20 protein-coding genes and 1 pseudogene are annotated in these 18,585 nt (G+C 73.1%); 11 read left to right on the top strand and 10 right to left on the bottom strand.

All coding sequences use genetic code 11. The annotated features are described in order from the left end of the window. Nucleotides 1-14 precede the first annotated feature (14 nt). Both thpR and AB0C36_RS38715 read right to left on the bottom strand, forming a co-directional pair. Nucleotides 15-620 (bottom strand): RNA 2',3'-cyclic phosphodiesterase, encoded by a 606-nt coding sequence (gene thpR / locus AB0C36_RS38720; RefSeq protein WP_358363507.1) that lies wholly within the window; start codon nucleotides 618-620, stop codon nucleotides 15-17. Nucleotides 621-645: 25 nt separating this feature from the next. Then, complete coding sequence (locus AB0C36_RS38715) at nucleotides 646-1,149, bottom strand: peptidylprolyl isomerase (RefSeq protein WP_358363505.1); 504 nt, start codon at nucleotides 1,147-1,149, stop codon at nucleotides 646-648. Nucleotides 1,150-1,299: 150 nt separating this feature from the next. Between AB0C36_RS38715 and AB0C36_RS38710 the strand changes: the two genes are divergently transcribed. Beyond that, nucleotides 1,300-1,515, top strand: coding sequence for a hypothetical protein (locus AB0C36_RS38710; RefSeq protein ID WP_358363503.1), 216 nt, complete (start codon nucleotides 1,300-1,302; stop codon nucleotides 1,513-1,515). 39 nt (nucleotides 1,516-1,554) lie between these two features. Here the strand turns inward: AB0C36_RS38710 and AB0C36_RS38705 are convergent, their stop codons facing one another. Continuing rightward, a complete protein-coding gene (locus tag AB0C36_RS38705; RefSeq protein ID WP_358363501.1) occupies nucleotides 1,555-2,145 on the bottom strand; it encodes a helix-turn-helix domain-containing protein in 591 nt (196 codons plus the stop codon). Nucleotides 2,146-2,235: 90 nt separating this feature from the next. Here AB0C36_RS38705 and AB0C36_RS38700 point away from each other — a divergent pair, with 90 nt between their 5' ends. After that, entirely contained in the window at nucleotides 2,236-3,351 is a 1,116-nt protein-coding gene (locus AB0C36_RS38700) for an NAD(P)/FAD-dependent oxidoreductase (RefSeq protein WP_358363499.1), read from the top strand. Nucleotides 3,352-3,426: 75 nt separating this feature from the next. Continuing rightward, nucleotides 3,427-4,434: a class I SAM-dependent methyltransferase gene (locus AB0C36_RS38695; RefSeq protein WP_358363497.1), complete on the top strand. Its 1,008-nt coding sequence runs from the start codon at nucleotides 3,427-3,429 to the stop codon at nucleotides 4,432-4,434. A gap of 184 nt (nucleotides 4,435-4,618) precedes the next feature. Here AB0C36_RS38695 and AB0C36_RS38690 read toward each other — a convergent pair whose 3' ends face one another. Further along, on the bottom strand, nucleotides 4,619-5,686 hold the full coding sequence (locus tag AB0C36_RS38690) for a zinc-binding dehydrogenase (RefSeq protein ID WP_358363495.1): 1,068 nt from the start codon (nucleotides 5,684-5,686) through the stop codon (nucleotides 4,619-4,621). A gap of 160 nt (nucleotides 5,687-5,846) precedes the next feature. On the opposite strand from AB0C36_RS38690, the gene AB0C36_RS38685 reads away from it, so the two are divergent. The 4 genes from AB0C36_RS38685 to AB0C36_RS38670 all read left to right on the top strand — a co-directional run bounded on the left by AB0C36_RS38685 (nucleotide 5,847) and on the right by AB0C36_RS38670 (nucleotide 8,785). Then, nucleotides 5,847-6,452, top strand: coding sequence for a TetR/AcrR family transcriptional regulator (locus AB0C36_RS38685; RefSeq protein WP_358363493.1), 606 nt, complete (start codon nucleotides 5,847-5,849; stop codon nucleotides 6,450-6,452). Nucleotides 6,453-6,579: 127 nt separating this feature from the next. Next, nucleotides 6,580-6,759, top strand: a complete 180-nt coding sequence (locus AB0C36_RS38680; protein ID WP_494410268.1) for a DUF5708 family protein — start codon at nucleotides 6,580-6,582, stop codon at nucleotides 6,757-6,759. Between the two features lie 92 nt (nucleotides 6,760-6,851). Next, a complete protein-coding gene (locus AB0C36_RS38675; protein ID WP_358363489.1) occupies nucleotides 6,852-7,577 on the top strand; it encodes an alpha/beta fold hydrolase in 726 nt (241 codons plus the stop codon). A gap of 260 nt (nucleotides 7,578-7,837) precedes the next feature. Then, nucleotides 7,838-8,785 carry a hypothetical protein gene (locus tag AB0C36_RS38670; RefSeq protein WP_358363487.1) on the top strand — a complete coding sequence of 316 codons (948 nt, stop codon included), beginning with the start codon at nucleotides 7,838-7,840 and terminating at the stop codon, nucleotides 8,783-8,785. 86 nt (nucleotides 8,786-8,871) lie between these two features. Here AB0C36_RS38670 and AB0C36_RS38665 read toward each other — a convergent pair whose 3' ends face one another. Both AB0C36_RS38665 and AB0C36_RS38660 read right to left on the bottom strand, forming a co-directional pair. Further along, nucleotides 8,872-9,453 carry an inositol monophosphatase family protein gene (locus AB0C36_RS38665; RefSeq protein ID WP_358363509.1) on the bottom strand — a complete coding sequence of 194 codons (582 nt, stop codon included), beginning with the start codon at nucleotides 9,451-9,453 and terminating at the stop codon, nucleotides 8,872-8,874. Between the two features lie 3 nt (nucleotides 9,454-9,456). Further along, a pseudogene (locus tag AB0C36_RS38660) lies at nucleotides 9,457-9,882 on the bottom strand (inositol monophosphatase family protein); the annotation flags it as partial. 181 nt (nucleotides 9,883-10,063) lie between these two features. On the opposite strand from AB0C36_RS38660, the gene AB0C36_RS38655 reads away from it, so the two are divergent. Together AB0C36_RS38655 and AB0C36_RS38650 are read left to right on the top strand one after the other, a co-directional pair. Continuing rightward, on the top strand, nucleotides 10,064-11,212 hold the full coding sequence (locus AB0C36_RS38655; RefSeq protein ID WP_358363485.1) for an FAD-dependent oxidoreductase: 1,149 nt from the start codon (nucleotides 10,064-10,066) through the stop codon (nucleotides 11,210-11,212). 46 nt (nucleotides 11,213-11,258) lie between these two features. Next, on the top strand, nucleotides 11,259-11,591 hold the full coding sequence (locus tag AB0C36_RS38650; protein ID WP_358363483.1) for a hypothetical protein: 333 nt from the start codon (nucleotides 11,259-11,261) through the stop codon (nucleotides 11,589-11,591). A 42-nt stretch (nucleotides 11,592-11,633) separates the two neighbouring features. Here the strand turns inward: AB0C36_RS38650 and erm are convergent, their stop codons facing one another. Together erm and AB0C36_RS38640 are read right to left on the bottom strand one after the other, a co-directional pair. Continuing rightward, nucleotides 11,634-12,416: an ErmE/ErmH/ErmO/ErmR family 23S rRNA (adenine(2058)-N(6))-methyltransferase gene (gene erm, locus AB0C36_RS38645; protein ID WP_358363481.1), complete on the bottom strand. Its 783-nt coding sequence runs from the start codon at nucleotides 12,414-12,416 to the stop codon at nucleotides 11,634-11,636. Between the two features lie 516 nt (nucleotides 12,417-12,932). Beyond that, nucleotides 12,933-13,115 carry a hypothetical protein gene (locus tag AB0C36_RS38640; RefSeq protein ID WP_358363479.1) on the bottom strand — a complete coding sequence of 61 codons (183 nt, stop codon included), beginning with the start codon at nucleotides 13,113-13,115 and terminating at the stop codon, nucleotides 12,933-12,935. A 206-nt stretch (nucleotides 13,116-13,321) separates the two neighbouring features. Between AB0C36_RS38640 and AB0C36_RS38635 the strand changes: the two genes are divergently transcribed. Then, a complete protein-coding gene (locus tag AB0C36_RS38635) occupies nucleotides 13,322-13,729 on the top strand; it encodes an amidohydrolase family protein (protein WP_358363478.1) in 408 nt (135 codons plus the stop codon). A 107-nt stretch (nucleotides 13,730-13,836) separates the two neighbouring features. Next, complete coding sequence (locus tag AB0C36_RS38630; protein WP_358363476.1) at nucleotides 13,837-14,553, top strand: hemerythrin domain-containing protein; 717 nt, start codon at nucleotides 13,837-13,839, stop codon at nucleotides 14,551-14,553. 203 nt (nucleotides 14,554-14,756) lie between these two features. Here AB0C36_RS38630 and AB0C36_RS38625 read toward each other — a convergent pair whose 3' ends face one another. Further along, nucleotides 14,757-16,394, bottom strand: coding sequence for a CYTH and CHAD domain-containing protein (locus AB0C36_RS38625; RefSeq protein ID WP_358363474.1), 1,638 nt, complete (start codon nucleotides 16,392-16,394; stop codon nucleotides 14,757-14,759). A 200-nt stretch (nucleotides 16,395-16,594) separates the two neighbouring features. Beyond that, a complete protein-coding gene (locus AB0C36_RS38620; RefSeq protein WP_358363472.1) occupies nucleotides 16,595-18,139 on the bottom strand; it encodes a glycoside hydrolase family 16 protein in 1,545 nt (514 codons plus the stop codon). Between the last annotated feature and the right edge of the window lie 446 nt (nucleotides 18,140-18,585).

Here is an 18,585-nt window from a genome sequence, read left to right as displayed (position 1 = left end):
GTGCCCCGTCGCGACTAGCGCGGCGGGGCACCGCCCGTCAGCGGCCAGGAGGCGACATCGCGATAGCGGATCGGCCCCGGGCCCCTGCCGAAGTTGCTGCCCACCAAGTGGAGGCGTTCCGCGCGCCAGGGCCGCCCGGTGAAGCCGGACAACTCGGCGGCGGCCTGCGGCACCCCGTCCGGGTTGTCGCGCCGCGCCCGGGCCAGCGTGAGGTGCGGGCTCAGCGGGCGGTCGTCGAACCGCACGCCGCTCGCCGCCACCGCGGCCCGGGCCGCCGAGGCCAGCCGGTGCAGTCCGGCCACCTCGCCGCGCAGGCCGCACCACAGCACCCGGTCGTCGAAGTGCCCGGCCCCGGACAACTCCAGCTCGAGTGCCGGGTGCGACGCCGCGACGGCCTCAAGTGCCGTACGCAGCGCGGGAACCACGTCGGACGGAAGCTCACCGAGGAAGGCCAGCGTGATGTGCCAGTCCTCGATGCGGTTCCGGCGCAGCCGGGGATGCGCCTCGTACACCGGAGCGAGCGCGTCCGCCAACTCCGCCTTGGCGTCGTCGGGCGGCGCGACCGCGATGAACAGGCGTACGGTCGCGGGCGGTTCGTGCTCCTCCGCGAAGTCGGCCATCGCCTGTCCCGATGCGTCGCGTCGGTCAGCCCTTGGCGCCGACGACGCCGGACTCGTCGATGACGACCTTCTTGCTGGTGCGGCCGCCGCTGGAGCCCAGCGCCTCGATCGCCTTGACGACCTCCATGCCGTCCACGACCTCGCCGAACACGACGTGCTTGCCGTCGAGCCAGTCGGTCACGATCGTGGTGATGAAGAACTGCGAGCCGTTGGTGTTCGGCCCCGCGTTGGCCATGCTCAGCAGGCCCGGCTTGGTGTGCTTCAGCTGGAAGTTCTCGTCCGGGAACTTGTTGCCGTAGATGCTCTTGCCACCGGTGCCGTTGCCGGCGGTGAAGTCGCCGCCCTGGAGCATGAAGTCCGGGATCACGCGGTGGAACGTGGACCCCGCGTAGCCGAAGCCGTTCTGGCCGGTCGCCAGCTCACGGAAGTTCCGCGCGGTGTCCGGCACGACGTCGTCGTACAGCTTGAACGTGATCGTGCCGAGGCTCTGGCCGTCGGCCGAGACCTTGAAGTAGACGTTCTCACCCACTGTGGGGGACCCTCCTGGACTTGAGTGCATGTCTGCGAACCGACCTCCCGGCCGGTCCACCCGGTCGAGCATAGGAGATTCGGTGCCGCGCGGTGCCGCCGCCATCCACCCCGAGCGTGTCGGGGCGGCGGGACACTCGTTGGTGGGGACATGACCAAGATCACCAACACCGCGTTCGCCGCGGGCGCCGTCGCCGCGGCCCTGCTGTCCTGGGCGGCTCCGGCGGGCGCCGACATCGGCGTCGACGGCAACTGGAACCAGACCACCGTGGGGGCCTGCGAGCAGCCGGCGGTGCAGATGCCGGCCGATGCGGCCTACTCCGTGCAGTGCGAACATCACTCCGTGGTGGAGCACAGCGTGGGCTGACCGTGTGCCGGTACGTCGCCGGGCCCCGTGCGTGTCATGTCACGTCGTCTTCGCGCGGGGCTTGGCGCGTACGTGCATACGCTCGCCCTGGCGGCCGAACAGGCTGAGCAGCTCCACGGGTTCCTCGCCCGTGGTCCCGAACCAGTGCGGTACGCGCGTGTCGAACTCCGCGGCCTCGCCGGGCCCCAGGATGACGTCGTGCTCGCCGAGGACCAGGCGCAGGCGCCCGGAGAGGACGTACAGCCACTCGTAGCCCTCATGCGTGCACGGGTCCGGATTCGACCGGGACTTCGGCAGCACCATCTTGTAGGACTGGAGCGGGCCCGGGTGCCGGGTCAGCGGCAGCACGACGTTGCCGTTCACGTGCCGGGCCGTCATGCGTACGCGCGGATCGCCGACCTCCGGCGCGTTGACCAACTCGTCCAGCGGCACCTGGTGCGCCTGGGCGATCGGCAGCAGCAGCTCCAGGCTCGGACGCCGCTGCCCCGACTCCAGGCGCGACAGCGTGCTCTTCGAGATCCCGGTGGCCTCGGCCAACGCGCCGAGCGTGACACCGCGCTCGGTGCGCAGGCGGCGGAGCCGCGGACCGACCTCGGTCAGGGCCTGGGCGATTGCGGGTGAGTGCTCCATGCCGACCATTGGATCCCCGATTCCCGGAAACGGCAACAATGATTGCCGGATGAGGACCGTCGCGACACGCTGGCGTCGGAGGTGGTCGACATGGTGCAGACAAGGGGAGCGGTCGAGGCGGGCGGCGTGGTCCAGGCGGGCCCCGCGGTCCAGGCGCTTCGCGCGGGTGGCGCGCAGGGTGCCGACGAGGCGGGCCGGTACGACGTGGTGATCGTCGGGGCCGGCGCGGGCGGGCTGAACGCCGCGCTGGTGCTCGGGCGGGCACGCCGCCGCGTCGCGGTCGTCGACGCGGGCGAGCCGCGGAACGCGCCCGCGGCCCACATGCAGGGGTTCCTGTCGCGCGACGGCATGGCACCGGCCGAGCTTCTGGCGGTCGGCCGGGCCGAGGTCGCGGGGTACGGCGTGCACCTGATCGACGCCCGGGTCGACGGCATCGAGGCGGTCGACGACGCGGACGCCGCCGGCCGCGCACGCCCGGGCGCGGGCAGCGCCGTGGCCGCCGGATTCCACGTGACGCTGTCCGGCGGGCCGGTGCTGTGGGCCCGGCGGATCGTGGTCGCGACCGGGCTGCGCGACGTCCTGCCCGACATCCCGGGGCTGCGTGAGCGCTGGGGCCGCGACGTGCTGCACTGCCCGTACTGCCATGGCTACGAGGTACGCGATCGGCCACTCGGCGTGCTGGGCACCCACCCCGGGTCCGTGGACCACGCGCTGCTGCTGCGGCAGTGGTCCCAGGACGTCGTGTTGTTCTGGCACACCGCGGAGCTGCGGCCGGAGCAGGCGGAGCGGCTGGCGGCCCGCGGGGTACGGGTCGTCGAGGGCGCGGTGAAGCGCGTCGTCGTCGACACGGCCGCCGACGCGCTGAGCGGCGTCGAACTCGCGGACGGGCGGGTGGTGGCGCGCGAGGCGGTGTTCGTGCTCCCGCAGATGGTGCCGCACGACACGCTGCTCGCCGCACTCGGCTGCGCGGCCGACGAGAACGGGTGGGTGGTCGCGGACCAGGCGGGCCGTACCAGCGTCCCCGGGGTCCTGGCGATCGGGAATGTCCGCGATCCGCGTGCCCAGGTCGTCACCGCGGCCGGAATGGGGGCCGCCGCGGCCTTCGCGCTCAACATCGAGCTCGTCGAAGAGGACGTCGCGCACGCGGTCGCGAGTCGGCGGACTGCCGCGTACCTGCCGCCGTTCTCCCCGGCCCCGGTCCACTGACGCTCCCGTATGCCAGGTCGGCCCACCCCCGCGCGCCTCGCATCGACGCCGCGCCCCGAGAAGAGGATGAGAAACATGACCGGTCAGCAAAGCCGCCAACACGGCGACCAGCACGGCGAACCGCAGGACCGCGCCGCGAGCCGCGAGCACGCGCACGGACACCAGCATGACCAGCACCACAAGCACGACCACAAGCACTCGCACTCGCACAACCATGGCGAAGGCGCCCACGACGTCGACTGGGACGAACTGGGCCCGCTGCTGGAGCGCGGCGCGGAGCTCCAGATGCCGGCGCTTGAGCAAGCCGCGGCGTGGCTGGGCGAGTTGGTGGGCGACGGAGACGCGGTCGCGCGCGTCCTCGACGTCGGAAGCGGCCCGGGCGTGGCCGCGTGCGTGCTCGCCGGGGCGTTCCCGCGGGCCGAGGTCGTCGCGGTCGACCAGGCCGACGGCCTGTTGGCGCGCGTACGTGCCCGGGCGGCCGAACGGGGCCTTGCCGACCGCCTGGTGACCCGGAAGGCGGATCTGCCGGACGCGTTCACCGAGTTGCCGTCCGCCGACCTGGTGTGGACGAGCGACGTCGTGCACCACTTCGGGGACCAGCAGGCGGCGTTGCGCGACCTGGCGGCCCGGCTCCGCCCCGGCGGCGTCCTCGCGGTGGGCGAGCGCGGCCTGCCGCTGCGGTTCCTGCCCCGTGACATTGGCATCGGCCGACCCGGGCTGCTGCCGCGCCTGGAGGTCGCCAACGAGGCGCGCTTCGCCGCGATGCGTGCCGAACTCCCGGGCGCCGTCTCGCTGGTCGAGGACTGGCCGGCAATGCTGGCGGCCGCCGGGCTGGTGCCTACCGGGTCCCGGACGTTCCTCACGGACCACCCGGCGCCCCTGGGCCTGGCCGCCCGCGAGCAGTTGCACAACCATCTGACGCGCCTGCGCTCGCTGTTGGACACCGAACTCGATGCCCAGGACCGCGAGACGCTGGACAGGCTTGTCGACGACGGTGCCCCGACCGGGATCCTGTGGCGCCCGGACGCCTTCTACCTCACGGCCACCACGGTCCACACCGCCCGGGCGTGCGCCAGTGACTGACCGCAACCATTTGTCCTACGACGTCCCGTAGTTCGCGCGGCGGGGGAAGCAATTGCGGCGCGCCGGGCACGAGTGCGGGCAGGAGGACGGTGCGGGCGCCGGCGCGGGTCATGCGCAGTGAGCGCCGGGCTCGGGCCGGGTGACTCACCCCGCCCGTGCCCGGCGCCTGCCTGCACCAAGTCCCTTACGGAGTCGGCAGATTGGTCACGACGACCTTGCCGTGCGTGGCTCGGGCCTCCATGTCGGTGAGTGCGGCAGGGATGTCGTCGAAGTCGATGCGGCGGCCGATGACCGGCTCGATCTCCCCGGCGTCCAGCAGCCGCAGGATCTCCGCGTGCACGGTCAGCCCGTGCGCGCGCGACGACGGGCGCATGCCGCCGCGGGCCCAGTGCCCGATCGGGTCCTCGACGTAGAGGTGGGCGACGCCGACGAGGGAGAAGTTCCCGTACACCATGCGCCACGGGTCGAATCCGGAGTTGTGCTCCTGCTCGATGCCGGACGCGTACCCGGCGATCAGGTGGCGCCCGTTGAAGCCCATGCAACGGAAAATGTCCTGGGTGACCTGTCCGCCGACGAGGTCGAAGGCGACGTCGACGCCGCGCCGGCCGGTGAATTCGTTGACGCGCGCGACCCAGTCCTCGGTGCGGTAGTTCAGCGCCAGCTCCGCGCCGAGTTCGCGGCAGAGCTTGAGCTTGTCGTCGCTGCCCGCGAGAGCGACGACGCGTGCGCCGGCCCGGCGGCCCAACTGGACGGCGGCGGAGCCGACTCCGCCCGCCGCGGCGGTGACGAGCAGCGTTTCGCCGCTCTCCAACTTGCCGCGCTCGTGGAGGCCGAGCCATGACAGATGGAACGGGTAGTGGATGGCGGCGCCGGTCTCGGCGGGGAAGTGCTCGGGCAGGTCCAGGGTCATGTCGGCCGGGCACACGACGCTGGTGGCGTAGCCGCCGAGCGCGCGTGTCGGGATGCCGATGACGCGTTTCCCGAGCATCTGCTCGGCGCCCGGGCCTACGGCCTCGACGACGCCGACGACCTCCATGCCGGGCGTGAACGGCGGATCGACCGGGACCGTCGCGTACCGGCCGTACACGCAGTCGATGTCGTTGAAGTTGAGCGACATCGCCTCGCTCGTGACGCGTATCTCGCCCGGTCCGGGAGCGCGTACCTCGATCCGGCGGCGTTCGAGCACCTCGCCTGGTGCCCCGGTCCGGTCGGCGACCCACGCCCATGCCTCGACGGTGTTTCCCTCGGTCATCTCTGCCACCAAGCCTCTCCGCCCGAGGCCCGTACGCGGCCTCTGGCGGGGCGCGGCGCACACCCTCGGGTCAGTCGTTACAGTTTGGAACGACTAGCGCTGTGGCAAGCTATCCGAGCTGTCTGACCGGGTCAAGGACCATCGAGGAGCACGAGCACCCATGACGCACCCGGCGAGGACAGGGCAGCGGTACGGCCCGCATCGCGATCCCACGATCAACGAGGCGGTCCTCGCGACGACCCGCCGACTGCTGATCGAACACGGGTACGCGGGCGTCTCGATCGACCTCATCGCCTCCACCGCCGGAGTCAGCCGCCCGGCCATCTACCGCCGCTGGCCGTCGAAGGCGCATGTCGTGCACGAGGCGGTCTTCGTCGGTATCGAACCGCGTGAGCAGCCGGACGACGGATTCGCGGCCGAGGTCCGGCGCATGGTGCGGGGCGCCGTACAGATGTTCGCGGAGCCCGCGACGCGCGAGGCGATCCCCGGTTTGATGTCGGAGATCCGCTCGGACCCGGCGTTGCAGCAGATCCTCGCGGCGCGCCTGGAGACCGCCGCGCGGGGGAGCCTGACCCGGCAGCTGCCGAAGGCGGTCGAGGCGGGCGAGGTACGCCGAGGTGTGGACGCCGACACGTTGTTCGACACGATCGCGGGCGCGGCCATTTTCGCGCTGTGCATCCGCGATGTGCGGGACGTGGAGGGGCTGGTCGCCTCGCTGACCGACCTCGTGCTGCACGGGGTGCTCGGTCCCCACGCGACGGACTGAGACGACGGCGTACATCGAATGGGGCAGCGGGATCTCCTGCCCGCGCACGAAGCGCCTCTCCGCGCCGCCCGGCTACCGTCAAATTCGACCGAGGACCGAACAGACGAGCGGGGCCGCAATGCGCGACGTGGTGATCGGAACATTCGGCATCGTCATAGGTGCCCTCCTCAAGCTCTACGCGGGCGATGTCGACATCCCCGCGGTCGAACTCGACAAGCTCGGAGTGGTCCTCATCGTGATCGGCGCGCTGGACCTGCTGTACGGGGTGTTCCGCGTGGTCACCCGCCGCTCGCGACGCACCGCCTGACGCACGGCTCGCGGCGTCGAACCGTCAGGACCCCGGTCTCCTGACGGTTCGTCAGTTACAGTCGTGGCACGGGGCCTGACCGCGGAGGTGGCGTGACCCGAGGACGGACGTTCGTACTGGTCCACGGCGGCGGACACGGCGGCTGGTGCTGGCAGCGCCTCGCCCGCGAACTGCGCGTCCGCGGCCACGATGTATGGTCCCCGACCCTGACCGGCTTCGGCGAGCGCGCCCATCTGGGCGGCCCGCGGACCCCGTTCGCGACGTTCGTCACCGACATCACGGCCGTGCTCGAGTACGAGGATCTCCGCGACGTGGTGCTCGTCGGCCACAGCATGGGCGGCGTCGTCGTCCCGCGGGTGGCCGAGGCCGCCGCCGACCGGGTCGCCGGGGTCGTGTTCCTCGCCGCGGTGGTCGCCGACGACGGCGAGACGCTGATCCAAGCGGTCCCCCAGACACCCGAGGTGGCCCGCGCGGTCACCATCGAGCCGGACGGCACGGCACGCACGGACCACCGGCTCATGACCGAGATCCTGATGCCGGACGGCACCGACGAGGACCGCGCGTGGGTCCTCGAACGCCACCGTGCCTACCCGCCCGCCGCCCTCGTCGAGCCCGGCCGGCTCTCCGCGTTCCTGGCCCTCGGCCTCCCCACCGGGTACGTCGTCGCGACCGAGGACGCCGCCATCCCGCCGCCGCTGGCCCGCTCCTTCGCCGCGCGCCTGAAGAACGCCCGTACCGCCGAAGTCCGGGCCGGGCACGACCTGATGATCACGCGGCCCGCGCAGACCGCCGATGCCTTGGAGGCCGTGTCGGCGTAGCCGCCGGCCCACCGAGTCCGCAACACGGCGAATACCGAACGCCGGAACACCGGAACGCCGCAAATACCGAACGCCGCAACGCGCCGAAGACCGCACGCTGCGACGCGCCGTACCGGAGCAGCATCGTGCCTACCGGGCGCGCCCCGCCTCCGACTCGTCCCTTTCCGCACGCTTCGGAGGGATCTCCGGGTTGTTTCCGGGTGTCCGGGCGGCGGAGAGTGGGTGGGAGCGGGTGGGGAGCGTCGTGGAGAGGGGTCGAGGTGAGCTACTGGGGCGGCTGGCGTCGGCAACACCAGGAATTCCGGAGGCGGGTCGACCAGCATCGGAACCAACTCAGGCGGGACACCGAGTTCTTCGACGGCAATCCGCTGTACGTCACCGAACTGCGTTGGACGGACCCGTTCGACGCCGAACCACCGGTCGCCTTCGTGGCGTTGAGCATCGGTCTCGCGCACTCCCGTGCCGCGGTCAGGTGTACGCCCGACGCGCACGCGGAGTGGCTGGCCGTCGGGCTGGACTATCTCGACGCCGTCTCCGCCGCGACCGACCGGACGGCGATCGCCCGGGAACGGTACGAGGTGGAGAGCGAGAAGCTCGGCAACCGCCTGCTGTGGTGGCGAATGCGGGACGTGGAACGCGATTGGGTGCGTGCGATCGAGGCGTACCGAGCGGAGGTGGCGGCGGCCGACGCGGCGTACCACCCGACGCGCGAGACAGTCGCCCGACATGTCGCCGCGGAGCGCGAGGTGTCGGAGCGCCGGTTGGCGGAGGAACGCGCCCGCACCGAGGAACGCCGCGCCAAGGCCCGCGAGTTGGCGGCCCTGCCGCTGTGGGGGATTCTCGTGACCGGCCGCGGCCGGGACGCCGAGGTCACCGTGCACCGGCACGACCTCGCACCGGAGAGCCCGCTGCCCACGGACACCCAGCCGCACCGGTGGGAGGAGGCCGAGCCGCTGACCGGATTCGCCCTGGAGCCCGCCGTACGGGCGTTGCGCGAGACCGGCGCGTCGGTCCGCTGGGAGGCCGCGGCGGTGTCGGCGGTCGAGGAGGAGTTCGGGTACACGCTGAGGACGTGGTGGGAGGACCTGTTCCCGCAGTCGGACCTCTTCCGACCTCCCCGGCCGCGCGGCACTTCGTCGACGTACACCGGGACGGGGCACCACTCCAGCTACGGCACGGGCGGCTTCAGTTGCGCGTCGGTGCATTGAGCCGCCCGGCCGGTCCGGGTACCGGGCCGGACCGGCCGGGCGGCCGGGACTGAGGTGTCCGGCGACCGGCGACCGGCGTCAGACGGTCACGTGGTCAGGCGCTTGGCCAGGTCCGCGGTCAGTTCCTCGTTCGCGGCGGCGATGAGGGGGAGGGCGTTGCCGCCGGACAACGCGAAGGGCGACCCGTCCAGGTTGGCCGCCACCCCGCCGGCCTCGGCCAGGAGCAGCAGCCCCGCGGCATGGTCCCAGGGGTTCTCCCACGTGTAGACGAGCGCATCGGCGTCGCCGCGGACCAGGTCCACGTACTCCAGCCCCGCCGACGTCGAAGGCTCGACCGAGAACTCCGGGGTGCGGAGCTTGGCGAGCATGTGCTCGTGCTCGGGCCGCAGGTACGTGGGATGGGTCAGCCGGAGACGCGGGCGCCCGGCGACCGCCCCGCCGCCGGCGGCCTTGCCGTTCGCGACGTTGGGCCCGCTCCCGGTCTTGTCGGCCGCGCGCTTGTCGGCCGCGGCCCCGTTGCCCCTTGCCGTCCTGCCGCCCCTGGCCTTGCCACCCGCTGCCCTGGACGCCGGGGATTTGGCACCCGTCGCCTCGGCACTCCCAGAACCGGTGCTTCCGGATCCGGTGCTTCCAGATCCGCCTTCGGGCGCATCGCCGGTGTCCCGCACGACGGGCGCCCCCGGCACCCGCACCGGTCGGCCGTTGTAGAGCGCTCCCCGGCCCAGCCGCGCGGTGGCGATCAGGCCGAGCGAGGGGGCGTACGTCCACGAGGCGTGCACCTTGCCGCCCGTGGCGAGCGCCACGAGCATGCAGTAGCGCTCGTCGCCGCGTACGAAGTTGGCCGTGCCGTCCACCGGGTCGACGATCCACACGGGCCTGTCGCCCTCCAACTCCCGCAACACGCCCGCGTCGGCGTGCACGGCCTCCTCGCCCACCACGCGCGAGCCCGGCAGCAGCGCGGTGAGCCCCTCGGTCAGCCGCTCCTCGGCTCTGCGATCGGCGATCGTCACCAGGTCGCCCGGACCTTTCTCGGTGACATCCGCGTCCGAGAGTGCGCCGAATCTCGGCAGCACCTCGTCGCAAGCCACCACGAGCATCAAATCGGTCACCTGGCCGAGTTCACGTTCGCTGATCACCCTTCCATCCAAGGGGGCGGGACCGCGGCACGGCAATCCCCATCGCGAGTGCGATCCGCGCGATCCGCGTGATCCACGCCATGCTGCAAGAGGACAGGGCCGCGCAGGGAAGCGCGCACGCTATGTGTGTGTTGTCGAGGGCATGGAACTTTCCGGGCGTGAGCGCCGCGCGGCGGCCTCCGGGCCGGGCCGCGACGTGGACGTGGTCGTCGTCGGGGCCGGCCAGGCCGGCTTGTCGGCGGCGTACTTCCTGCGCCGGTCCGGCCTCGGCTTCGTGGTGCTGGACGCCGACGACGCCCCCGGCGGCGCGTGGCGGCACCGCTGGCCGACGCTGCTCATGGAGTCCGTGCACGGCGTGCACGACCTGCCGGGCATGGCTTTCCAGCCCGGGGACCCGAAGCGGCCCGCGCGTGCGGCGGTCCCGGAGTACTTCGCGGCGTACGAACGTGCCATGGACCTGCCCGTCGTACGTCCGGTCCGAGTGGCCGAGGTCCGGTCGCGCGACGACGGCTGGCTCGTGGTCGCGACGGACGCAGGCACGTGGACCACACGGGCGCTGGTCAACGCCTCGGGGACTTGGCGCCGGCCGTTCGTCCCCTTCTACCCGGGAGCCGCGGAGTTCCGCGGCAGGCAGCTGCACACGGTCGACTACCGCGGCGGCGAGGAGTTCCGCGGACAGCACGTGGTGGTCGTGGGGGGCGGGACGTCCGCGATCCACTTCCTGGCCGAGATCGCGGCGGCCGGAGGCACGACGACGTGGGTGACGAGGCGTCCGCCGAAGTTCACGGAGGAGCCCTTCACCCCCGAGATCGGCCGCGAGATCGTCGCACAGGTGGCCGACCGGGTCAGCCGCGGACTGCCGCCGCAGAGTGTCGTGGGCGCGACCGGTCTGCCGCCCACCGAGGCGGTTCGCGCGGCACGGGAGCGCGGAGTGCTGCGGCGGCTCCCGATGTTCGACCGGCTGACCCCCGACGGCGTCGCGTGGGACACCGCCGACGGTCCTCGCACGGTCAAGGCGGACGCCGTCGTCTGGGCCACCGGCTTCCGCGCGGCGCTCGACCACCTTGCCCCGCTCGGCCTGCGCGAACCGGGCGGCGGGATCCGGATGGACGGCACCCGCGTGGCCGCCGATCCGCGCATCCACCTTGTGGGATACGGCCCTTCCGCGAGCACGGTCGGTGCCAACCGGGCCGGCCGTACGGCCGTCCGAGAGATCGTGCGGCTCCTGGCCGCCGAGGATGCCGACGCCGGGCGCGCTGTGTTCAGCCCCCGGGCAGGCGCCGCGGCCTGAACACGGCCCGGCCGGCGGCTCCCGGCCCCGGGGTAGTGTCGTGGCCATGGCCGGTCTTGTCGCGTTCCTGGTGGTCACAGCCGCGGTCGGCGCATCGGTGGGGTTTCTGTCCTGGCTGGCCGTGAGGGCCCGCCGCCGTGGCCTCGCCGGCTCCGCGCTGCGGGCCGCCCTCCTCGCGCACGACGAGGCGTTGCACGGAACCGCGCACGACGCGCACGTCGGGATCCAAGCGGCGGCATCGCGCAAGGCGCCTGTCATGTCCCCCGACAACCCTTGGCACCGGGTCGGCGAAGTCACCGCCGGACGAGGCGCCGTACCCAGGCACCCCGTCCGACGGCGCACGAAGCGCCGCTTCCTCTGGGCCGGTTCGCGCGGTTGACGCGCTGTCGGCCGGTAGGCACGTCTGTCGGCGCGCGGTTCCTCAGTCGAGCAACTCCTCTGCCAGCCGGATCCACTGACTGGGCGACACATCGGCCACCACCTCTGTGCGTTCGATGCCGGCCCCGGCGAACGCGCGGTCCAGGACGCGGCGCGGTACGTGCGGACGCAGCGACGCGTGCAACGATCCGCCTCTGCCGGTGAATCCGATGTCGACCAATTCCTCGTACGCGCCGAGGAATTGCGCCGGCAACAGGGGCACCGGTTGCCGCGTCAGACGCAGGACCCCCGCGTCCACCCGCGGTTGCGGCCGGAACTCCGTGCGGGCGATGCGCCCGGCCAGGGTCCACGAGAACGTCGGCCAGGTACGTACCGTGCGGAGCGTCCAGCGGCCGTAACCGCCGGTGCGTTTGCGCGCGTACTCCCACTGGGTCACCAGCGTCGCCCTGTCGAGGCGCGGTGCCGCAAGGCACCAGGCCACCACGTCGGACGTACGGGAGAACGGCACGTTGCCGACCACCTCGAATCGGCCGTCCGGAGCGCGGGCGCCGAGGAAGTCGCCGCGCACGACGGTCACGGGATGCGGTCCCGTGGCGAACCGGTCCCGGAGGAACCGGGCGTGGTGCGGGTCGAGTTCGTACGCGACGACTTCGCCGCACACCGAGGCCAGCTCGGCTGTCACGGCGCCGCGCCCCGCCCCGACCTCGAGGACGAGCGCGTCGGGTGCGGGACGGGCGACACGTACGAAGCGTCGCGCGGCGGCAGGGGAGAGGAAGTTTTGCGAGAGTTCGCGACGGAGTCGGTCGCGTGTGGAGGTGCGGGCCACGGCCTGCGTCCCTTTCCTGGGGACGGGCAGGCGAGACCCGCGGGGCGACGGACCGCGCGCGTGAGGCGCGGACGGGCCCCGGCGCGCGGGGCTGCACCGAAAGCGTGTGCTGTGAGCGAGCGCCTTGAGCGTGTGCCGTAGGCGTGTGCCGTCGGAGAGCCGCTTCGCCTGCCCGAACACGGATGTTCGGAATCGGGCGAGGGGCCCTGACCTGAGTGAGGGCAGGCGTGGACGCGGCTGCGCGACGGCGTGCACGACGACGTCGCGGCAGGGGAGCGGGCAGGCGCTACCGGCCGGTCAGGGCTCCGGGGCCGCGCCGCGTACGCCATGTCGGAAAGCACATAGTCGCGGCGAGCCCCAGGCCGGCGCGGGTCACCGCGGCGCAGCAGCAGCAACACATGGGCGCTCTCCAGAACCGGTCGGGCACTGCGCGCAATCGCGCAGACGGCATCGGGCCCCGCGATGTCCGGGACCTCCGGCAACGCTATGTGCCCGGTCCCGCCGGGGCAAACGAATTCAGACGACGATGTGCGCGACGTCGCCAGGCGGGAGCCAGGTGGACGCGTGCGCGGCCAGGTGGCAGGCGAGGGTGCTCGTGATCCCGTTGCGGTTCTCGGTGAAGTGCTGCCGGCCTTCGTGGTGGACGGGCGGCAGCGCGCACCCGCACCTGCACCTGATCTTCCCGAAGCCGGAGATCACCTCCCGTTCCGCCCTGCGCGACGCGCTCGGTGAGCGCCCGCAAATCCTCGGTGCTCGGTGAACCACCCGCTCGACAGGGGGAGTTGCCGGTCGCGGGATCGGTGAGATCTGCCGCGTCCGGCGACTCGAGTCCTCAGGCGGCCTCGTCGTCGGCGAGTTGACCCCACGACGCCTGGGCGTGGGTCTGCCAGTCGGTGTGGAGGCGCGTGAAGACCTTCGCGGCGGGCTCCACCAACGCCTACGCCGACCCCGTGCTCCTCGACACCGTCCTGCGTGGCTTTCCCGGCCTGACCGTCGTGCTCGCGCACGGCGGCCGGGGGTGGTGGTACGAAGCCGCCGCGACGCTCGCCACCCTGCACGGCAACGTGTGGATCGAACTGTCCGGGCTGCCGCCCGCCAAACTGCCGGAGTACTACGCCCGGTTCAACTTCCCGCGTCTGGCCCGCAAGTTCATCTTCGCGACGGACTGGCCGGGCATGCCCGGCACCGCCGCGAACGCGCGCGCCTTCGCCGAGACGGCGGAACGCCACGGATGCGACGACGAGTTGATCGGCCGGGTGCTCGGCGGGAACGCCGTCGACGTCTACGGCATGGGCCGAGACGATCGCGTATGAAGCCTGGAGTCACGGCGATGGAGCGCCGACGCGGCGTGCGTTGAGATGGAGACACGGAAAGGGAGCGCCGGAAACAGGCCGGCACCCGAGAGGAAGGGATGCCCGCCATGCCGGTCGACGCCACCGACGCTGCCAGCGCCACTGCCGCCGCCAACGCCAAGTCCGCACCGTCCGCGGTGTCCAGCGAACACGGGCTCGACCTGATCCCCGGTCATCTCCACGCGTTCGCCCTGCTGCACCTGGCTATGCGCCGGGACGCGCGCAGGCTGGTCGCCGCCGCGCCGTCCGTCGCCGCGGAGCCGGGCCGCCAGGCCGCGACGGCCGCGTGGTGGGAGCGGCTGCGCGGTGCCATCGACTGGCACCACCACAGCGAGGACGAGCAGTTTTGGCCCGAGCTGCGCCGCCGTACGGGCGTGTCCGTCGACGACGTGCTCGACGACGACCACGCCGGCCTCGACCGGGCGATGGCCGCGGTCTCGGCCGCCCTGGCGACACCCGGCACTCTCGGTGATCTGCCGCTCGCCGCCGCCCGGTTCGACACCCTCGTGCACGAGCACCTGCGGCGCGAGGAGGCGGCGGTGTTTCCGGTGCTGGCCCGGGTCGCCGTACGCGACTACCTCGCGGTCGAGCGACGCCTGCTCGCCACCGCCCCGCGCGCGGTGCTGATGTTCGTGCAGCCGTGGATGTTCGAGGGCGCCGACCGGCGTGCGGTCGCCAATGTGACGGCCACCGTGCCGCCGCCGGTCCGCCTGCTGGGCGGCACGATGCGCCGCCGCTACGAGCGCCTGCTGTCCGCGGCGTCCCTGCCGCGCATAGGCGCCTGACCGGCAGGGCACCTGCGCACATTGCCAGGGGCGGGCGCGTGACCGGGCCGGACACCTGCCCGCCCCGCTTCACGGCTACGCCGTCTCACCGGCGGTCGCGTCGGCAACCGGCAACCGGCAACCGGCAACCGGCACCGAACCGGGCGCGCCGCCGAGCCCGCGTCGGTCCGGCCGCGCACGCGGGCCGGGTCCGCGGAGCCCGCTCAGACGCGGGTCAGCTTGCCTGCCTTGGCACGCTTCCACGCCTTCGGGAGCCGCGCGGCGGAGTCGGCGGCGGCGCGGTCCTCGGCGGCGTAGAGCAGCCCGTACGCGAACGAATCGGCACCCGCGGCGCGGGCCTCGACCGCCATGCGCCGCACCGCGGACCGCGCGACCACCGCGTCCTGGTGTTCGCCCAGCAGCCGCTGCACGTCCTTGGTCCGCTTCGCGAACCGCTTGGCCGCCGGGGCGAACGCCTGGGCCGTCTCACCCGCGTAGCGCGCCCGCTTGGCCGCCTTGCGGGCGGCGTGCAGCGCGGCATCCCCTTCCGGCCCGACCGGCGCCGACCGGGCGGCGGCCACGCGGTCGGCGAGCCTGCGCTGCTCGCGCCTGAGGGTCCGCCGCAGCTCCGGCCGGGCGTCGTGGTCGGCGCGGGCCCGCAGCGGCGGATCGGCCGCCATGGCGGCGAGATTGTCGAGCAGCCGGTAGTAGCGCCGCTTGTCCAGCTCCGCGAGGGCGGCCGCGCGCGCCAGGCCGTACGACCGCAACTCCGTCGCGTGGATCCGCGCCCCGGTGTCCGCCAGATCGGCCGCGGTCGCCCCGGTGGCGTCGGCGAGGCGCAGGTCGTCCGCCCGCCCGGTGAGCCGGGCCGCCAACACCTCGTGGTCGCGCGCGTCCCCCAGGACCCGGCCCAGCCACCGCAGTTCGTCGGCCACCGGGTCGGTGACCGCACGGTCGAACAACCGCCGGTACGACCGCAGCAGGCTTCGCAGCCGCCGCGCCGCCACCCGCATGTCGTGGACGGCCTCCTCCTCGTCCAGGCGCACCCCCGGATCGGTCGCGACCAGCACACGGACCTGCTCGACGAGCCGATCGTGTACGACTTGCCCGGCACTGCCGGCCCGGGGCGGTCGCGGCGTTGCCTGGGTGTGGTGTCCGTCGGCGAACACCCGGGCCGTCTTGGACGCGCTGGCCGAACGCTGCCAGCCGTCGGACGCGAGTTGTTTCTCCACCGCGTCGAGGAGCGACTTCGCGGCCGCTCCCTCCGCGCCGTTCTCCAACTCGACCTCCAGCTCGGCCCAGGACACGATGCGCCCGGGCACGTCCTCGCCGGCCGATCCGGTGCCCGGTGCCGCGCCGGATCCCCGGGCGCCAGCTCGGCGCCGGCCCGCGGGGCGGCGGCCGCCGGGCCGCGCCGCGTCCAGGATCTCGGCGGCGACGTGGTCCCGGGCGATCTCGGCGACCGCGGCGCCGTGCCCGTCCACCAGGTGCTCGCGCTCGCGCCGGGTGCGCATGCGCAGCACCGGGACCAGCGGCTTGCCGCGGGCGAGGGCTTTCACGCGTACGTGCAGCTCCTCCGGTACGACGTCGTCGTCCGTCGTCGGCAGCTGGATCTCCTCGCGACGGTCGTCGCCCTTGCCGCGCTTGAGGTGCCACCCCTCGTCGTGCCCGCCCGCGCGCTTGCGCAGCGTCGTTCCGTGCGCGAGGAGCCGCAGATCGGCGGTGTCGTAGTACACCGCGTCGAGCTCCTCGTCCGGGGCGGGGACCACTCCCGACACACCCGGGAGGCCGCTCGGGTTCAGGCGGGTTTCGGCGGCGCCGCCTTCGTACTTGCGTTCGGTTTCGATGTGTGTGGCAGCCATATAGAGATGGGTGCCCAACCAGCCCGGGCCCATGCTGCCGGACGGCGGCCGGTTGCGTGGCCGGGTGCCTGGCTGGGGGAACGGCTGCCGGGTCAGTGGCCGGCTGTGGCGGCAGACGTACGCCCGGCCCCGCCCGGCGCAGGGGAGGAAGGGCCGCGCGGCGCGTGACGGAGGATGGCGCGCCGCGCGGCCCTGACCCGTCAGTTGGCCACGTACACGTCCAGGTGCACGCGTCCGACCGGCGGGTAGTAGCGGTACTCGTCGGCGACGTCGATGCCGACCGTCGAGACGGTGTTGCAGCCGTTGTCGAGCCGGCGGGAGTCGAACGAGATGACGTAGACACCGTCGTTGTCGTCGTCGCGGTCGTAGCCGATCCACGTCGCGTCGCCCTTCGGCGAGTTGCAGTCCTTCGAGTTGAGGTAGAAGGACACTTCCTGGACGCGGTCACGGGGACCGTTGACGCGTACCCGGACGGTGACGATGCCGCGGACCGTGCTGTAGTCGGCCGGCGCCAGGAACTCCAGCCACGGGTCGCCCTGCGGGGCCGAGGGAGGGGGCGGGGGCGCGGCCGACGACGCCGGGGGCTTCGGCGGGCGCGGCGACGACGTGGTGGGCGCGTTGGTGGTCCGCACCGGAGGCGGCGGCGTCGTGGTCGTCGGCGGGGCGGAGCCCGTGCTCGGCGCGGCCGACGACGGAGCGGGCGGGCTCGGCGGGAGCGCCGTCGGCGCGAGCGTGGCCGGGGGAGCCCCGCCGCCCGTCCCGGCGTCGTTCGGGATGCCGACCGGAACCTGGCCGGAACCTGCCCAGGCCCGCACGTAGTCGATCGACATCGTGGACTTCGCCGGGGTCTGCGCGGTGTCCCCGCCCATGGTGCCGCCGACCGCAAGGTTGAAGATGAGGTACATCTGCTCACGCGGCACGGACCCGCCGAGCACCGACAGAACCGGTTCACCGTCCGCGTAGTAGGTGAGCCGGTCGGCCTGCCAGTCGATCCCGAACAGGTGGTACTCGTCGGCGAAGTACGTTCCCGCACGCGCCAGTTCGCCATAGCACTCGCGCTCGCCGCGTTCCTCGCCCAAACCGGTCCGGCACGGGCCGTCCGAGTGCAGGCGGGCCTGGGCGATCCGCTGGTCCCCGGCGAACTCGAACACGTCGATCTCCGGCAGGTACGGCGCCTTCGGCACCTTGGGCATCAGCCACATGGCCGGCCACATCGCCGCGCCGGGGGCCAGGCGCACCCGCGCCTCGACGTACATGCCCGGGTGGAACAACTGCCGACTGGCGTCGAAGGACTCGCCGGCCCGGGCCCCGGTGCTCACCGCGCCGGAGGCGAAGGGCAGGCCGTCGGTCGGCTTGCGCTCGGCGGTCAGCTGCAGCGCGCCGTCGGCGACCCGGACCTGCTCGGGGACGTACTTCTGCTGCTCGCCGTCGGTGGCTCCCTTGCACGGCTTGGTGGTGTCGTAACCGGACAAGCAGGTGATCCACTTGCCACCGTCCAGGGCGCCGCCGTCGAACTCGTCGTACCACGTCAGTTCCCAGCCGGGGTGTGCCCCGTCCCCGCCCGCCAGGTCCGGGACCACGGACTCGGAGCGCGACTCGCCGCGGTCGGACACCGCGTCGGCGACCATCACGATGGGCGCCACCACGACGAGCGCGGCGGCCGCGGCCCCGATCGCCCACTTCCGCGCCCGGACACGCGGCGTTTCGCCGTCGTCGGACCCGAGTGCCGTCGCCCGCTGTGTCACGTGACCCCTTCCGCAGCCCACGCACGCCCGGTTTCCACCGGCGCCGCCCGCACCGGCGAAGACCACACGCGTCGCGTGCAGAGATCACACGCTCCGGTCGCTCGGGCGAGCGGAACGCTACCTCCCCGGCGGGCGCCGGCCGGGCGTCCGCCGAAATGGGATACCGGGGCGCGGCGAACGGATAGTGGAGTACCAAAAGGGGTTTCCGGGGTGCCTCGGGAGGACTGCCGCAAGGCGGTCGGACCGCGGCGCGGCGTGCTCGTCGGCGGGCGGTGTCGTGTGGCGGGCGTACCGGACTTCGTTGCCACACGTGGCCGTTGCGACGGGGGGTCGGGCAACGCGCGGCCGTGGCGCGGGCGGTGGGGGGGCGGGCGGGGGGGATACCCGGCCCCCGGCCCCCCCGCCCCCCCACCCCCCCGGCTGGGGGGAGGGCAAGGCAGTAAAAC

Source organism: Streptodolium elevatio (assembly GCF_040649515.1).
Taxonomy (GTDB): Bacteria; Actinomycetota; Actinomycetes; order Streptomycetales; family Streptomycetaceae; genus Yinghuangia; species Yinghuangia elevatio.
The sequence above is the reverse complement of the archived record's forward strand: the minus strand, read 5'-3'. Positions and strand labels throughout refer to the sequence as shown.

Coding starts and splice junctions, on each gene's coding strand:
- thpR (WP_358363507.1), bottom strand. CDS start 620: ATGGCCGACTTCGCGGAGGAGCACGAACCGCCCGCGACCGTACGCCTG.
- AB0C36_RS38710 (WP_358363503.1), top strand. CDS start 1,300: ATGACCAAGATCACCAACACCGCGTTCGCCGCGGGCGCCGTCGCCGCG.
- AB0C36_RS38705 (WP_358363501.1), bottom strand. CDS start 2,145: ATGGAGCACTCACCCGCAATCGCCCAGGCCCTGACCGAGGTCGGTCCG.
- AB0C36_RS38700 (WP_358363499.1), top strand. CDS start 2,236: ATGGTGCAGACAAGGGGAGCGGTCGAGGCGGGCGGCGTGGTCCAGGCG.
- AB0C36_RS38695 (WP_358363497.1), top strand. CDS start 3,427: ATGACCGGTCAGCAAAGCCGCCAACACGGCGACCAGCACGGCGAACCG.
- AB0C36_RS38690 (WP_358363495.1), bottom strand. CDS start 5,686: ATGACCGAGGGAAACACCGTCGAGGCATGGGCGTGGGTCGCCGACCGG.
- AB0C36_RS38685 (WP_358363493.1), top strand. CDS start 5,847: ATGACGCACCCGGCGAGGACAGGGCAGCGGTACGGCCCGCATCGCGAT.
- AB0C36_RS38655 (WP_358363485.1), top strand. CDS start 10,064: ATGGAACTTTCCGGGCGTGAGCGCCGCGCGGCGGCCTCCGGGCCGGGC.
- AB0C36_RS38650 (WP_358363483.1), top strand. CDS start 11,259: ATGGCCGGTCTTGTCGCGTTCCTGGTGGTCACAGCCGCGGTCGGCGCA.
- AB0C36_RS38630 (WP_358363476.1), top strand. CDS start 13,837: ATGCCGGTCGACGCCACCGACGCTGCCAGCGCCACTGCCGCCGCCAAC.
- AB0C36_RS38625 (WP_358363474.1), bottom strand. CDS start 16,394: ATGGCTGCCACACACATCGAAACCGAACGCAAGTACGAAGGCGGCGCC.